This window comes from Chitinophaga sp. (assembly GCF_035538455.1).
Taxonomy (GTDB): domain Bacteria; phylum Bacteroidota; class Bacteroidia; order Chitinophagales; family Chitinophagaceae; genus Chitinophaga.
Genome location: NZ_DATLKJ010000193.1, coordinates 1 through 14,758 on the forward strand (window position 1 = coordinate 1; position 14,758 = coordinate 14,758).

The 14,758-nt window shown below is 43.9% G+C and carries 13 protein-coding genes and 1 pseudogene; 8 read left to right on the plus strand and 6 right to left on the minus strand.

The annotated features are described in order from the left end of the window. The first annotated feature begins 60 nt into the window (after window positions 1–60). Window positions 61–1,221: an alginate lyase family protein gene (locus VM802_RS23150; protein WP_325535073.1), complete on the plus strand. Its 1,161-nt coding sequence runs from the start codon at window positions 61–63 to the stop codon at window positions 1,219–1,221. 61 nt (window positions 1,222–1,282) lie between these two features. On the opposite strand, the gene VM802_RS23155 is transcribed toward VM802_RS23150, so the two are convergent. Then, window positions 1,283–2,158: a hypothetical protein gene (locus VM802_RS23155; RefSeq protein ID WP_325535075.1), complete on the minus strand. Its 876-nt coding sequence runs from the start codon at window positions 2,156–2,158 to the stop codon at window positions 1,283–1,285. Between the two features lie 192 nt (window positions 2,159–2,350). Between VM802_RS23155 and VM802_RS23160 the strand changes: the two genes are divergently transcribed. The 5 genes from VM802_RS23160 to VM802_RS23180 all read left to right on the plus strand — a co-directional run bounded on the left by VM802_RS23160 (window position 2,351) and on the right by VM802_RS23180 (window position 7,342). After that, window positions 2,351–2,557 carry a class I lanthipeptide gene (locus tag VM802_RS23160; protein WP_325535077.1) on the plus strand — a complete coding sequence of 69 codons (207 nt, stop codon included), beginning with the start codon at window positions 2,351–2,353 and terminating at the stop codon, window positions 2,555–2,557. Window positions 2,558–2,836: 279 nt separating this feature from the next. After that, window positions 2,837–3,037: a class I lanthipeptide gene (locus VM802_RS23165; protein ID WP_325535079.1), complete on the plus strand. Its 201-nt coding sequence runs from the start codon at window positions 2,837–2,839 to the stop codon at window positions 3,035–3,037. Between the two features lie 177 nt (window positions 3,038–3,214). Then, window positions 3,215–4,243 (plus strand): SDR family oxidoreductase, encoded by a 1,029-nt coding sequence (locus VM802_RS23170; RefSeq protein WP_325535081.1) that lies wholly within the window; start codon window positions 3,215–3,217, stop codon window positions 4,241–4,243. Next, the gene (locus VM802_RS23175; RefSeq protein ID WP_325535083.1) at window positions 4,244–4,813 is read left to right on the plus strand and encodes a Crp/Fnr family transcriptional regulator; all 570 of its coding nucleotides are present in this window, start codon (window positions 4,244–4,246) and stop codon (window positions 4,811–4,813) included. It begins immediately after the preceding gene. 198 nt (window positions 4,814–5,011) lie between these two features. Further along, entirely contained in the window at window positions 5,012–7,342 is a 2,331-nt protein-coding gene (locus tag VM802_RS23180) for a GH92 family glycosyl hydrolase (protein WP_325535085.1), read from the plus strand. 150 nt (window positions 7,343–7,492) lie between these two features. Here the strand turns inward: VM802_RS23180 and VM802_RS23185 are convergent, their stop codons facing one another. The 4 genes from VM802_RS23185 to VM802_RS23200 all read right to left on the minus strand — a co-directional run bounded on the left by VM802_RS23185 (window position 7,493) and on the right by VM802_RS23200 (window position 11,155). Further along, on the minus strand, window positions 7,493–8,896 hold the full coding sequence (locus tag VM802_RS23185) for an MFS transporter (protein ID WP_325535087.1): 1,404 nt from the start codon (window positions 8,894–8,896) through the stop codon (window positions 7,493–7,495). 9 nt (window positions 8,897–8,905) lie between these two features. Then, window positions 8,906–9,286 carry a hypothetical protein gene (locus VM802_RS23190; protein WP_325535089.1) on the minus strand — a complete coding sequence of 127 codons (381 nt, stop codon included), beginning with the start codon at window positions 9,284–9,286 and terminating at the stop codon, window positions 8,906–8,908. Between the two features lie 104 nt (window positions 9,287–9,390). Continuing rightward, a complete protein-coding gene (locus VM802_RS23195; protein ID WP_325535091.1) occupies window positions 9,391–10,155 on the minus strand; it encodes a phytanoyl-CoA dioxygenase family protein in 765 nt (254 codons plus the stop codon). A 106-nt stretch (window positions 10,156–10,261) separates the two neighbouring features. Further along, the gene (locus VM802_RS23200; RefSeq protein ID WP_325535093.1) at window positions 10,262–11,155 is read right to left on the minus strand and encodes an AraC family transcriptional regulator; all 894 of its coding nucleotides are present in this window, start codon (window positions 11,153–11,155) and stop codon (window positions 10,262–10,264) included. Window positions 11,156–11,331: 176 nt separating this feature from the next. Here VM802_RS23200 and VM802_RS23205 point away from each other — a divergent pair, with 176 nt between their 5' ends. Then, the gene (locus VM802_RS23205; protein ID WP_325535095.1) at window positions 11,332–13,407 is read left to right on the plus strand and encodes an alpha-N-acetylglucosaminidase; all 2,076 of its coding nucleotides are present in this window, start codon (window positions 11,332–11,334) and stop codon (window positions 13,405–13,407) included. 72 nt (window positions 13,408–13,479) lie between these two features. Here the strand turns inward: VM802_RS23205 and VM802_RS23210 are convergent. After that, window positions 13,480–13,809: pseudogene (locus VM802_RS23210) on the minus strand (hypothetical protein); the annotation flags it as partial. 410 nt (window positions 13,810–14,219) lie between these two features. Between VM802_RS23210 and VM802_RS23215 the strand changes: the two are divergent. Then, on the plus strand, window positions 14,220–14,396 hold the full coding sequence (locus tag VM802_RS23215) for a class I lanthipeptide (protein WP_325535097.1): 177 nt from the start codon (window positions 14,220–14,222) through the stop codon (window positions 14,394–14,396). Window positions 14,397–14,758: the final 362 nt, after the last annotated feature.

Below are 14,758 nucleotides of genomic sequence, written 5' to 3' on the forward strand. Positions count from 1 at the left end.
TTCAGCACTAAAATAATTCCACGTATTTCAACCCTGATCATTAATCTCAAAAATTCCAGTATGAAAAAGAACACCCTTTTCTATTGCCTCGTCATGAGCATTATCTCTATGGCTGCTCTATTATTCGCCTGCGGAAAACAACAACTGAAAGACAACCTGGGTGCCAGCGTTCAGGCAGCCACTCCCGCTACCGAAGCCATCACCTCATTTGTACATCCCGGCGTGATGAACACACAGGCCAGCCTTGACTATATAGGCAGCCAGGTAAATGGCGGCGATGCCACCCGTACCGCCTCCTACCAGAAAGTAATTGACTACGTAGACAGTCATCCCGTTCCCACATCTTTCTATGCTACAGTGGTAGTAGGCTCCAATGGCGCCACCTCCCCTTCCAAATCACAGATAAGGAAAGATGCCGAACTCGCATATGCCTTAGCGCTAAGATGGGCTAAAACAGGGACCCAAAGCTGGGCCGACAAATGCATCCAGGTACTGAACGGCTGGTCTTACACCTTCCAGAACTATGCCTTGCTGGATGCCTCCACTAATACCAATCAACCCGGCCTCGAAGCCTCCTGGACCACTCCCAGCTTTGTAGCCGCCGCAGAGATCATGCGTTATTACCAGGTAAATGGTCATGGCTCCGGATGGTCTGCCGCCGACATCAACCAGTTCTCTAACTACCTCAATAACGTAAAGAACAATTACATCAACAACATGCCCGTGTATAACAACAACTGGAACGCTTCTCAGGGCTATGCAAAAATGGCCATCGGCATTTTCCTCAACAGCACCAGTGTTTATCAGAACGGGTATGATCTTATCAATACCTATCTGCCCATTATTGTGCAATCAAATGGTTCTATTCCGGAATATTGTAACCGCAAGGACTGCGTGCATTTCCAATATTCCCTGACGGCCTTTGCCTACGCAGCACAACTGGCAAAGATCCAGGGCGACAACTCCTTGTGGACCTCAAACAGCAGCCGTATCAGTGCCGGATATGATTATATGCGCTCCGCTTACGGGCAAACAACCAGCTGTAACTACTGCTCCACCTCCAGCCCCGTATTCCCGGGTGTGGAAGTAGCATACAATCATTATCTGACCGGCAACCTGGGCTATCTGAGAGGCTTACAGGACCCGCTGGGCGTACCCAATGACAATACGTTCCTGGGCTTTACTACGTATACGCATTACAGTGTAAGTAGCCTGCAATAGCTGATAAAATGAATTCAGTGCCAGTAAAAATATGGCACTGAATTCATTTTATGTAACCATGTTATCTGGCTGGTATATACTCAAACTTGTAGGTGTGTTCAGGTCTTCCGGACAGGATCTCTGTCGCCACGTCAGGCAATCCGTACGGCTTGTAGGTATACTGAAAATTGCGGTAATTGGTATATAACAACGGATTGTTCGCGGAAAATCGCGGTGAATATTCCCAATGAAAGAAATAGCTGTCATCACTGAGTGCCGCCAGCATCCAGGGCCCAGGAATATTCAGGGACAGATCTGCACTTGGGTGGTCATCGTATGGCCCTGAAATATATACCAACCATGGTTTCAGGCCGGTAGTATCCGTAATCGGATCTCCATCCCTTTGGAACAGCCTCGCCTGCCGGAGATTTCCCTTCCCATCATAAAAAAAATAAACAGTCCTGCTATCCCGGTGTGAGAAAATATCCCGAACAGTGCCGAATGTCCCCACTGCAGTTGAGTCGTTGGGATATGTGTAATCAATATCATGTAATCCGCCGCCAGACCTTATCTGAGACAATCTGCCCCGGGCATCGTACCGAAGATAAGCAGTATCTCCCCACTTCACTTCAGAAGGACTAAACTTGATAAGCTGCTGTGAACTATTGTAGAAGAAAAACGTTGTGTCCACAGCAACTTTCCCACCACTTCTGATAGTCCGGATACGGTAAACAGGTTTATTCCATGTATTATAACTATACACAGATTCGTGTGTATCACCAATGATCAGATCAGTATAAGTCACTTTACTGACCAGCCACGAAGGCGCCGCTGCACGCTCAACAACGGCAACTTTACCATTCAGTGACGACGGTTGTTTTTCAGTTACATCTTTACGGCAGGCATTCATTAGCAACGCCACCACCGGCATTGCAAGGAGAAGATAATTTGCTTTCATTAAAAGTGATTTAAGGTTTCCAATAATTAAAAGGCAAGGAAAATTTACAGACCCAATGTTATAGCACGCCACTGAGACAGTATAACGGTGATGACTACACAGAGTCTGTATTTTGTCATTCTGCTGGTTATCATGCTCAGATAATTATTTTCCTGTATGCTGCTATTATGTACTTTGATCAAAACACGCTTTATGAAAAAGAAAACATTAAACACCAAGTTATCAGTTAAGAAAAGTATTGTTGCAGATCTCTCCAACGAGGCTATTAATCAATTAAAAGGCGGCAATAACTCCTGGGCCGCCTGGGAATGCATGAGCAGGCCATGCAGTACGCAACTTCCCCCTATACGTGAATCAATAGATTACTGTCTTTCTAAAGGAGGAAATGGCACCTGCTGAACTGCCCGTATATGGGGCAAATACGGAAAGGAAAATTTATATCAAGAGATCATCAACATGTCAAGAAGATGATAAATGTATTCTCTTTAAAGGTGATTGGAAATACCCAGGAATCAAAGAGCAAGAAAAATTTACAGTATCAGTATTATAGCACACAACTATGACAAAACAAAGGTGAAAGCCATACTGCATCTGTACGCAGTCATGTTGCCGGTTATCATGCTCATTTAATTTTTTTCCCGCATGCCGTTATTTGTTACTTTGATCAAAACACGCTTTATGAAAAAGAAAACATTAAACACCAAGTTATCAGTTAAGAAAGTCGTTATTGCTGATCTCACCCGTGATGCTATCAATCAGTTAAAAGGTGGTGCTGGTTCCTGGGATGCCTGGGCCTGCATGAGCAAACCATGCGGATTTCCAAAATTACATAATTCAATAGATTACTGTATTTCCAAGGCTGGAGTTAGCACTTGTTAAGTAATTTTACATAAAGAACATACAGGAAGGAACGCCAAAGCGTACCTTCTGTATGTTCTTTAACCATCAACATTACCCCTTTCTGCGAAAAAAGAATACACGCCTATTCTCATTTCTTACCAAATGGTAATTGCAGAATTCTCTGCATGCTTCAATTTTGCATTAAAACTGAAGCATATGAATACTCAAAGCGTTCTATTAACAGGTGTAACAGGCTTTCTCGGCTCACATACTGCCATACAGCTCTTAGAAAAAGGATATAAAGTAACAGGTACCCTACGAAGCATGGACAGAGCCGGTTCCATCAAGGAAGTGATTGCAAGACATACCTCACAGGTCCACAATCTAACCTTCGCCCAGGCCGATCTCAGTGATAAAGACGTCTGGTTTGATCTTACCAGGGATATTGATTTTGTGCAACATGTGGCCTCCCCATTTCCCAGGGAACTTCCCAAACAGGAAAATGATCTCATTCTTCCCGCCAGAGAAGGTGTTCTAAATATCCTGAAAGCAGCATCGGCCAATAAAGTGAAAAGGGTGGTACTTACCTCTTCCTCTGCTGCTGTTACTTACGGGAAAACCAAACAACAACTCAGAGATGTAATGAACGAATCCACCTGGACAGACCTGCATAATAGAAAAGATCTAACTCCCTACTTCAAAAGCAAAACAATAGCGGAAAAAGCAGCCTGGGATTTTATCCAACATGACTCATCAGGTCTCGAGCTTGTTACAGTCCTACCCAGCGCAATCTTAGGCCCCGTCCTGGAAAAAGATTTTGGCACTTCTGCCAACATCGTCATTAAGATGCTGGACGGAAGTGTACCCGCTCTGCCTAAGATCGGATTTGAGATAGTGGATGTCCGCTCTGTAGCTGATGCACTTATCAGGGCGATGGAAATACCTCTGGCAGCTAACAACCGTTACCTCATCTCCGCCGGATATATGTCGATGAAAGACATTGCACTCGTCCTGAAACAAGCCTACACAGACAGAAAGGTACCTACAACGGAACTCCCGGATTTTCTGGTAAAACTCTTTTCCCGGTTCGACTCAACTTTAGGTCCCATCTTGCCTGACCTTGGTGCGAAAAGGAAAGTAGATGCCGGTAAGGCAAAAAAAGAGTTGCAATGGGAGCCGGTTTCCACAAAGGATGCGGTATTATCATGCGCAAAAAGTATTTTTGAGACGGGAATAGTGCAATAAATGGAAAAACTGAAATCAACACTCGAATTTGGAGGTATCCTTTCTCCAAAGGATATTGAATACTTTTCTTCCCAATTCAGAAGAAAAGTATTAATGGCAACGGAACATTTTCATAAAGAAGGCCAGATCGCCAACGAAATTGCTTTCGTCGAAAAAGGTATCCTCCGGCTATATTCAGCTACCGCTGACGGAACCGATGTAACCAAATACTTTGTCAGGGAAAAACAGTTCATTACCGACCTGGAGAGCTATTATACTGCTACACCGGGAAGCGAAGCCATACAGGCTGTAATGGATACAGAGATCTATACCCTCCACAAAACAGTGGTCGAAAAACTCAGTAGTGAAATCCCCAATCTGTACATCTTTATCAAAACGATTACGGAAGCTGCATTAATGACTAAAATAAAAGACAACGACTTCCTGAACTTTGGCGATTCCAAAACCAAATATCTTGAGTTTGTAAAACGCAATCCCGACCTGGCTTTACGCGTACCTCAACAATACATCGCCTCCTATCTGAAGATTACGCCCCAATCTCTCAGCCGGATAAGGCGGGAAATCAGGTGACCGCACTACCGCCGCCCGGCAGTTTCCTTCCTGGCAGCCAATGGGTCACCTATACTGTTCCCGTTTATCCATACGCTCCTTTTAAGGAATTATTTTTCAATATGTTTGAACATATAAAAAGATCTGCTATTTTTATCTCACATCTTTTACTAAAGATAGTATAAACAATCACCTTCATTAATTGCTACGCGATATCTTATGCACAAAAAATTTCTCACGTTATTTTTCCTTAGTGTCCTTGCATTACAAACCCAAAGTCAAACGGCGAATAAAGCCCTGGTAGATGAAGTCAACCCATTCATTGATACCCACAAATCCCGCTGGTTCTTCTTTTCATCTGCCTGTCGTCCTTTTGGCATGGTAAGTCTAAGCCCAGATACCTGGGCACTTGGCAGCTGGAACTCCGGCTACTTGTATGATTCTTCCTATATCCGCTGCTTCAGTCACATTCATTGCTGGGAAATTTCAGGCATCCCGGTGATGGCCACCACTGGCCTCATGAAAGGCCAACTTGGCTTTGAAGCCGTAAAGTCAAAATTTACACATGATAAAGAAATAGCTAAGCCAGGCTACCATAAAGTCGTGTTAGACGATTACGGTATAACCGCCGAACTGACTTCCACCTGCCGGACAGGTTTTCACCGGTATACTTTTCCTGCTTCCGACACGGCTAATATACTACTGGATATTGGCGCCGCTTTAGGGCAAGGCCGTATGGACTCGGCATTCATTCAAATGGAAAATACCAGTCAGCTTTCAGGCTACTCTGTTATGGCTCGTACTGGCCGGCGTCAAAAGCCATCTACAGTTTATTTTGTAGCGCAATTCAATCAACCTTTCTCAAAATTTGGCGGCTGGAAGAAAACGGGGACTGCTACCACACGCATACTGCTGGAAAATGTACAAGCGGTGTCGGGTAAAGAAGCCGGAGGCTACGTTACTTTTTACAAACCATCCGGACCAGTACTATTAAAGGTAGGTATCTCCTTCACCAGTATCGAACAAGCCAGGCTTAACCTCCAGTCGGAACTGCCACACTGGAACTTTGATCGTGTGGTAAATGAATCCTACGGTGAATGGAATACGATGCTCGGAAAAATAAAAGTTGAAGGTGGTACTGAAAAGCAACGCATAAAATTTTATACAGACCTCTGGCATAGCCTGTTAGGACGTCACATTTACAGTGATATAGACGGGCAATACGCCGATAATACCGGCGCTGCAACGGTGATCAGGCACATACCTCTCAACCGGGAAGGCAAACCGCTTTTTAACGTACATAACTCCGACGGTTTCTGGGGCAGCGAATGGAATCTGAATATTTTATGGTCTATCGCTTATCCGAAGGCTTTAAGTGATATGATCTCCACCTTGGTAGAATACTATAAAAATGCCGGGATGATTGCCCGTGGCCCAAGCGGAGGCAATTATACATTTGTCATGTCAGGAGATCAGGCCATTCCGATGATCGCTGCAGCATATAACAAAGGGATCCGGAGCTTTGATGTAGAAGCCGCCTATAAAGGATGCATCAAAAATTCCTCACCTGGCGGTATCCGGGATCATGTTGGATACGAATTGTCATCACACCCCTATATGCAACATTATATCAGCAATGGCTACGTTCCCGAGGGCATTGATGGTAATCAAATGCATCGCGAAGGCTGCGCACTCACCCTATACTTTGCATACCAGGACTGGTGTATGGCACAATTTGCAAAAGGAAAAGGAATGCTGCACGACTATCAATATTACCTGAAACGGTCTTTCAATTATCGTAATGTTTTTGATAGTACCGCCGGATGGATGCGTCCACGGGAGCTGGATGGAACCTGGATGAAAGAGTTTACACCCGTTAGCCAGGGCTTTAATGCAAGAGGCTTTATCGAAAGCAACGCTGCTATCTACACCTATTATGTACCACACAATATCCCTGATCTGATCCAACTACTCGGTGGTAACGAAAAATTTGCTGCAAAACTGCAACAACAATTTGAGAAGGCCGCACCATACAAATTTGTTGTACCACATGGACACCATGCAGAAGGTTGGCTGGATTACGAAAATCAACCCTCACTGCACATGGCGCACCTGTTCAACTACTGCAAAAAACCATGGCTTACCCAATATTGGGTACGAAGAATTAAAGAAGAATGTTATGGCAACATCACTCCATATGGAGGCTATAACGGTGATGAAGACCAGGGGCAAATAGGTGCATTAGGCATACTAATGGCAATAGGGTTGTTTGATGTACAAGGCGGCGCATCTGTAAATCCTCACTATGAAATAACAAGCCCCCTCTTCGACAAAGTCACTATTCAGTTAGACCAACGTTATTACCCGGGAAAAACATTTATTATAAAAACTATCAACAATAAACCCGGTAATAATTATATTCAATCCGCCACGTTAAATGGGAAACCACTGACTGATTTCCGCTTCCCGCATAGCACCTTTATGCAAGGCGGTACACTGCAAATCACATTAGGCCCTACCCCCAATGAAAAATGGGGAATTGGGGAATAATACAAAATATATTTTCACTCCCTTATATACTACAAAGAAACCGAAAGGGCACTACAGCTGGTGTAGTGTCCTTTCTCATTAACCCGGCAAACAACTTACCCCGAGAGAACCCAGCGCACATGATAGCCAGAACCGCGTGCATATATAAATTTAGATACCAATACTCCTTACCTTTCGATATTGCCATACGGCATAGCCACTAATGTAAATCAGGCAAACAAAGGGCAGAACAAAGGAAGCATGAATGTCAATAAAAGGTAGGTCAGATAAAAAACCCTGAAATGCCGGAACAACAGCTCCCCCCAGGATCATCATTATCAAAAGTGAAGATCCCTGTTGTGTATATTCACCAAGCCCATTGATCGCAAGCATAAAGATACATGGCCACATCAGTGAGGTAAAGCATGCAGTAGCTATAATACAGTACATGCTTACTTTCCCGGTTGTAAGCCAACTTCCGGTAATTAACAACAAGGATATCAGACCAGCGTATAATAAAATCCGGAAAGGATCTTTCCTGCTTACCAATAACATGAGTGCGGGAAGAAAAACGAATGGAAAGTAATCAGTAATGACAGTATGATCTGCGCCCACCAGCAGGTTCACAAGCAGAATCAGGCCAAAAGCCATGACTGGAATAAATAGAAACATAAAGAGCCTTACATTCCTGGAAAAGTTGAAACTGTATATAGCGCCTGTCCAACGCCCAATCATAAGGCTACCTCCAAACAGGCTAAAATATGGGATGGCTTGTTGTGCGGATAGCCCCATTATCCTGGGATTAGCCACCAGAGCAGGCAGATTACTTTGCATAGCGACTTCACAGCCAACATAACAAAAAATGGCCACCATACCAAAAACCAACTGTGGGAAACGAAGCGCTCCCATACCTCTCATAGTGCTGGCCCTTCTCCCCACAACCTCTGGCAAACGCACCAAACAGAACAGAATAGCAAAAATAATGTAGAGCGCTATGATCCCCGCAAACATAGGGCGGAGTGAGCTGATCGAAACGTGGGAATTTGCAGTGGCGAATTTGCCAAAAAGGAAGAAACTTAACACCAGCGGCCCGATAGTATTACCCAATGAATTAATTGCACCGGCAGCAATCAGACGATGCGTGCCATCTGCCTGTGCTCCCATTCTGGCAAGCAATGGATTAGCAATAATTTGCTGAAGGGCAAAACCAATAGCTATAGTAAAAAGAGAGGCAAGCAAGTAAAAGTAAGAGCTGCTGCCCGCTGCCACGATAAGACAGTAAGTGCCAAGAGCGGATAATAACAGCCCGGTTCCCATTACTCTCTTCTCCCCCGCTCTTTCCAATACACGAGGCCATTTATAAGAGATCAGGAAATAACAAAGTGATCCAACGAAATACGCCAGGTAAAAAGACATCTCTACAAGTTGCGACGCAAACTGACTCAATGAAAACCGTTCTTTTAATACAGGAATCAGCAACGCATTGCCAGATGCAGCGAACCCCCAGAAAAAGAAAATACAGATAGTTACAAGAAAAGCGAGTGTATTGGAGGGCGTATGTTTTATATCCGACATGGAAAGAGTTTATAAATATGAACTGAATCGGCGTTTTAGTTGTTCCAGCATAGATACATTCAACGCGAACTGAACCGAAAAGTCATTTTTTTGATGCATATAAGGCCAGGGGCCATATTCAGTAGTAATCCCGAACTCCCTTTTTCCCGTGGCAGCATGATACCTTAAAATGAGTTCCCAGATGGCAAAGTGTCTTTCAATTGTATATTCCCACAGGCCGTCGCCGGGATCTGCCAGCTGCGGACCTTGGGTATGCCCTATCCTCGCATGAAGATGTTGTATATGGGGAATTAAAGCAGTAACCGTATCTTCCTGGTCTTCAAGCAATGTTTCCGCTACACAAAACCAATGAGATATATCCAATGTAAGCCGCAACCAGGAATAAGACATTCAAAGCCGGCATCACACACCATTTCAAGGAAGCTTTCCAGGGGAATATGTTCACTCCCCCATCTCGGGCAAAAGAAAAGCAGTTTCATATATCGTGGAATTATCTATTTGCTGCTGGCTGACGAATCTTTCACCGCCCGCTCTCCTGTATGATCATACCCCTGTGCTCTTTCATATGCTATCATTGCCGCAGGCCTGAAATTGGTAATAAAAGCCCTTCTTTTCAAAGACGTGGAGTTTCCTCTGCTGTAATGTAATGTGCCGCCATGGTGTAAAACACAATCACCAGGCTTTAACTCAATGGCCAGCCCCTCGCTTTCACTAGCCTCACATTGTAACGCCCCGCCACCCTTACCTGCCGGCCAGTGTTTACGCACCGGAAACAAATGAGAACCTGGCACATACCACATGCAGCCATTGTCAATCACCGCCTCATCAAGTGCCACCCAACAACTTACTGCCCGCGTATCGGGCATAGTGATCCAATATGCCCGGTCCTGATGCCAGGGCGTCGGTGCGTTCGTATATGGGGCTTTATCTATGAGCATATCGAAATCAAGTGCCATATCTTCCCCTAAAAGCTGTTGGGAAACGTCAAGTGACCTGGTGTGCAGTGGCTGTGTCAGTAAAATTGGATGGATTCTGCCGGGAACCATTATCTGCGTGATCAGTTCTCCGGTTCGTTTATCATCGGCAACATGAGCGCCCAGATCCGATCTGAAGTCCCCGGTGTCTATTTTCCCACTCAGGAAATCTTCATATATACTTCGGTAATCTTCTGTTTCTCCGGCAGACAGGAATTTTTCAATCTTCAGGTAACCGTTTTTTTCGAAGAATACTATTTGTGCTGTACTTAAACTTGTTTTCATTGCCTTCGGTTTGCACAACAATAATATTCCACTTTTGAAATAATCTATTGCGTGAGAATATCATAGTATTATTTCATACAAACACAGCAGATCATTAAAGCCATCATTATCCCACTTTGAACTGTCTTGGCGGTTTACCAGTATATTTTTTAACAACAGCACTAAAATATTGTGGTGAAGAAAAATTGAGTTCATAGGCTATATCCATCAAGGGTTTTTCTGGTTCTTCTTCCATAATAGACAATGCTTTCTCAACCCGTTTGCGTTGGATATAATCACCCGGTGTAAACCCCGTTAATTCTTTGAAAAGACCTTTGAACCTGGATACAGACAAGTTGCTCTCTGAGGCCAGCAATGGAATAGATATATTCTCTGTGAGGTTATCTTCTATCAGCTTTAGTATCCTGCCAAGCCTTACGTTATCTGTCTCCTCCTTCTGGCTATCGATCTTATCCAAGATAGACAGGATAAAAAACTCTGCCATCAGGTGCATCCGGATCTTCTTTATCTGAATATTTTCCTCTTTATCATGAGCCGCCTGAATTTCTTCCAGGCAGTTTTTTACTTCCTTCCCCGCTTTAAAATGTCTTTTCTTTTTCTTTATCAATAACCGGCAAAGATGCATCAGGTTGTTAGATAATGTGTTGTCTATGCGTATAATCAGCCAGTATAAATTGCCTTTCCCTTCCGGGTACCCGCCAGAACCATGCTCTTCGTCCGGGAAATGTATAAAAATATCTCCCCCCTTTACTAAATACTGTTCACCTTCTACATTGAAATACTGACTGCCTTTATCATAATAACAAATTTCAATCATATTCCTGTGAATATGCTCTTCCAGCCTCGCTTCTGTTTTAGTGTAGTTATATCTTCCCAATACAACCAGGTCACGGAAACCATATTTCCTGAAGTTGATGATTTTTCTGTTGGCAGTGGAGGTGGTATCAACATAAGAGCATTTCCCTTTGGGGTTCTGGAATGCCAATTGTGACTTTAGCATATTTACAATTTAATACTATAATATAAAACTGTACAAATCTATTTTATAACCGCTTAAATTTACACTTCATTCCACTGGCAACCAAAATTACTACGCACATAAAAGGATCTTTTCCCCGGTGAATGACAGTTATCTCTTTACCATCTTTAAAACTATTTCTAACAACAGCGAAACAAATGAAAAAGAAAAAATTGCAGGTAGTACTATTCTTACTATATATTTCTACCTCTGTACTTGCGCAGGATTTTCCCGCAGTACAACAATTGGCACAACGCCGCGTTCCTTGGCTGGCTAAATCGTTGATATTGAAAAGTATGCCAACAGAAAATGGTAAAGATGTATTTGAAATTTCCACTCCCGGTAAAGCAGTGCTTATCAGAGCTTCCAGCCCCAGTGCTGTTGCTGCTGGCCTTAACTGGTACCTGAAGTATTATTGTTATCGTTCTATGTCGCACATGGGTGATAATCTTTCTCCGGTATCGCCCTTACCTGCAGTAAAACAGCCCGTACATATTAAAACAGGTTATGAATACCGCTACGCATTGAATTATTGTACGATCAGTTATACCATGGGTTTTTACAACTGGAAAGATTGGGAACGTGAACTGGATTGGATGGCGCTTAACGGTGTTAACCTGATGCTGGCGCCCGTTGGTACTGAAGCGGTGTGGCAGCACACACTGGAACGCCTGGGCTACAAGCCTGAGGAAACACGGCGCTTTATTGCCGGCCCCGGCTTTACTGCCTGGTGGCTTATGGGTAACCTTGAAGGTTGGGGAGGCCCGGTTACACAGCAAATGATAGATCAGCAAAGAGCGCTGGAAAAACAAATACTGACGCGTATGAGCGGCCTGGGAATAACACCGGTATTGCAGGGCTTTTATGGTATGATTCCTACGAGTCTGAAAGAGAAAATGCCGCTGAAAGTTCTGGAGCAGGGAAAGTGGGCCGGAGGCTTTCAGCGCCCGGATTTTCTCATTCCGGGCGATAGCAGCTTTACAAAGATTGCGAACATCTACTATGAAGAGCTTAAAAGACTATATGGCAGTAATATCCGCTTCTTCGCAGGAGATCCTTTTCATGAAGGCGGTATCAGCAAAGGTGTCAATGTCACTACTGCCGCCGTTACCATTCAACAAACCATGCAAAACAATTTCCCGGGAAGTACCTGGGTATTAATGGGATGGGGAAATAACCCTTCCAGGGAATTATTGGCTGGCCTTGATAAATCTAAAGTATTGGTGCAGGAGCTTTTCGGAGAAAACACTGCCAACTGGGATTCACGGAAAAGCTATGAAGGTACGCCATTTATATGGTGCAGTATAAACAACTTTGGTGAGAAATTAGGCCTGTACGGTAAACTGCAACGTTTTGCTGATGAAATCTCACGTGCAGCACACAGCCCTTACGCATCACTGTTTAAAGGCATAGGAATTATGCCGGAAGGGATACATAACAATCCTGTAGTGTACGATCTGATGATGGAACTAGCCTGGCATACCGATAAAGTGGAAGTAAAGGATTGGATAAAATCATATGTACGCTACCGTTATGGAACCGATAACCCACATATGCAGGAAGCCTGGCAGGGATTGATAGCTACCGTTTACAGCAGTTTTTCACAACACCAGGAAGGCGTTGGCGAGTCTGTATTTTGCGCCCGTCCTACGTTGAAAGATGTATCGGTTTCTACCTGGGGCACCCGTAAACGTAATTACGATACAAAGGCCTTCGCCGCAGCTGTAGCCACTTTTATGAAGGCTGCCCCGAAGATGAAAAAAAATAGCACCTATAAAATTGACGCTATAGATTTTCAACGCCAGATGAATGCTAACCGCGGAGAAGAAATCTTTGCAGAAATGGTAGCAGCCTTTGGGAAAAAAGATCTCAATGCTTTTAAACAAACGTCTGGCCGCTTTCTGTTGCTGATGCAGCAACAAGATCAATTGCTCAGTAGCAATAGTCATTTCCGCCTGGATACATGGATAAATGCAGCTAAAAACCTGGGACAAACACCTGCCGAAAAGGCATTGCTGGTCAGGAATGCAAAAACACAAATTACTTACTGGGGCCCGGATAACCCGGCAACAGACCTCCACGAATACGCCAATAAAGAATGGGGTGGCCTGATGCAGAGCTACTATATTCCCCGCTGGAAAATGTTTATCACAGCCCTCAGCAATCAGCTACAGGGCAACGAAGTGAAAGCGCCTGATTTCTTCAGTTGGGAGAAGAAATGGACAGAGCAATAACGTAGCCCGACGATACCTCCGCAAAATTCAACAATGCGGCCGGCACTTGTCAGAGCTGGCCGCAAATCATTTTCAGGGCTCCACCAGTTTCGCTTCTCTTTTCTTCCAGGATTCATCCGAAATCTCCCGGTGTTCTGTTATTTTCTCTTCAAGTGCGACGAGGCTTTCAAACAAGTCATTGAAAGAATGAATCACAAAATATTCTTTCTGCAGGTCAAAAGGATTGTAAGGCGTATGAAACACCTGATCCAGTGTAAAGGGATGTTTGGGAATATGGTGCTGCCGGCTGTTATCTATTTCTTTTGCAGAAGTGATAATGGCGGAGCCGTAGGGTTTACATTCACCATCTTCGACGATCAGTCCCATTTCATAGGTATACCAGTAAAGCCTGCCCAGGAACTCTACAGTCCTTTCATCATCAACATAATAGGGCCACCACGCTGTACCTCCCCTCGCATCAAAGTCTGCTCAAAGCCGGAGAGACGAAGAAAAAGCAGACTTGACGCATAAGACCCATAGAGGGTCAACGACGTATATTCATACAAAATATCCACTATACATCCAGCCCCGATAACATTTTCACTGGTTTGCAGATAACATCGTATCTTGAAAACAAAACTCGATAAACATACAAAAAGGAAAGACAACAGTACCGACAGCCTGATCAATGCCACAGTACACCGATGCAGTATAACTTCTCTTCCAAATCAGTAGTATAGCATTTCATTTATCTGCACAATAAAACCTATACCCAACTGTGCATTACAACCCAATATTACCTTATCATTCATTTTACCTTAAATCCATCTTGTATGAAAAAGAAAAAACTTTCTCTGAAAAAGAAACTTTCTCTCAACAAAGCAACCATTGCCGAATTACAGGCAGCAGAACAAGACCGGGTTGCTGGCGGAAGTATTGTTACTGCTCTCCCCTGCTACACCCGGGTCCCAACTGTGTGCGCAAGCCTGGGTCCGCGGGTTTGTTGCTGATCACGCAGCCGTCGAAGAAAATAAGCATCCTGCAAAAAGTTAAGCCGGGCACAAATCCGGCTTGACTTTACTTCTTCTACTTTCTTCATCCATAATGTAATTCAGCAACAGATCCTAATCCTTGAAGCCGGCATACTTATGAAGACAAATAGTAATCAAAGGCTGGTATAAGGTCTCATTTCGGTAACCTATACACGATAAGCAAAGCTCTCCAATCCCCCCAATCTTTATATGCACAATCAGACTAGAACTCATTTCATAAATACCTTCTTAATAAGATCATAACAAAAGCGAGATGAACAAAGGATTCGTAATGTTCGATATATCTGTCATAGCGGGTAATAACTCGCTTAAACTTATTG

Coding starts and splice junctions, on each gene's coding strand:
- VM802_RS23150 (WP_325535073.1), top strand. CDS start 61: ATGAAAAAGAACACCCTTTTCTATTGCCTCGTCATGAGCATTATCTCT.
- VM802_RS23155 (WP_325535075.1), bottom strand. CDS start 2,158: ATGAAAGCAAATTATCTTCTCCTTGCAATGCCGGTGGTGGCGTTGCTA.
- VM802_RS23160 (WP_325535077.1), top strand. CDS start 2,351: ATGAAAAAGAAAACATTAAACACCAAGTTATCAGTTAAGAAAAGTATT.
- VM802_RS23165 (WP_325535079.1), top strand. CDS start 2,837: ATGAAAAAGAAAACATTAAACACCAAGTTATCAGTTAAGAAAGTCGTT.
- VM802_RS23170 (WP_325535081.1), top strand. CDS start 3,215: ATGAATACTCAAAGCGTTCTATTAACAGGTGTAACAGGCTTTCTCGGC.
- VM802_RS23175 (WP_325535083.1), top strand. CDS start 4,244: ATGGAAAAACTGAAATCAACACTCGAATTTGGAGGTATCCTTTCTCCA.
- VM802_RS23180 (WP_325535085.1), top strand. CDS start 5,012: ATGCACAAAAAATTTCTCACGTTATTTTTCCTTAGTGTCCTTGCATTA.
- VM802_RS23185 (WP_325535087.1), bottom strand. CDS start 8,896: ATGTCGGATATAAAACATACGCCCTCCAATACACTCGCTTTTCTTGTA.
- VM802_RS23190 (WP_325535089.1), bottom strand. CDS start 9,286: ATGTCTTATTCCTGGTTGCGGCTTACATTGGATATATCTCATTGGTTT.
- VM802_RS23195 (WP_325535091.1), bottom strand. CDS start 10,155: ATGAAAACAAGTTTAAGTACAGCACAAATAGTATTCTTCGAAAAAAAC.
- VM802_RS23200 (WP_325535093.1), bottom strand. CDS start 11,155: ATGCTAAAGTCACAATTGGCATTCCAGAACCCCAAAGGGAAATGCTCT.
- VM802_RS23205 (WP_325535095.1), top strand. CDS start 11,332: ATGAAAAAGAAAAAATTGCAGGTAGTACTATTCTTACTATATATTTCT.
- VM802_RS23215 (WP_325535097.1), top strand. CDS start 14,220: ATGAAAAAGAAAAAACTTTCTCTGAAAAAGAAACTTTCTCTCAACAAA.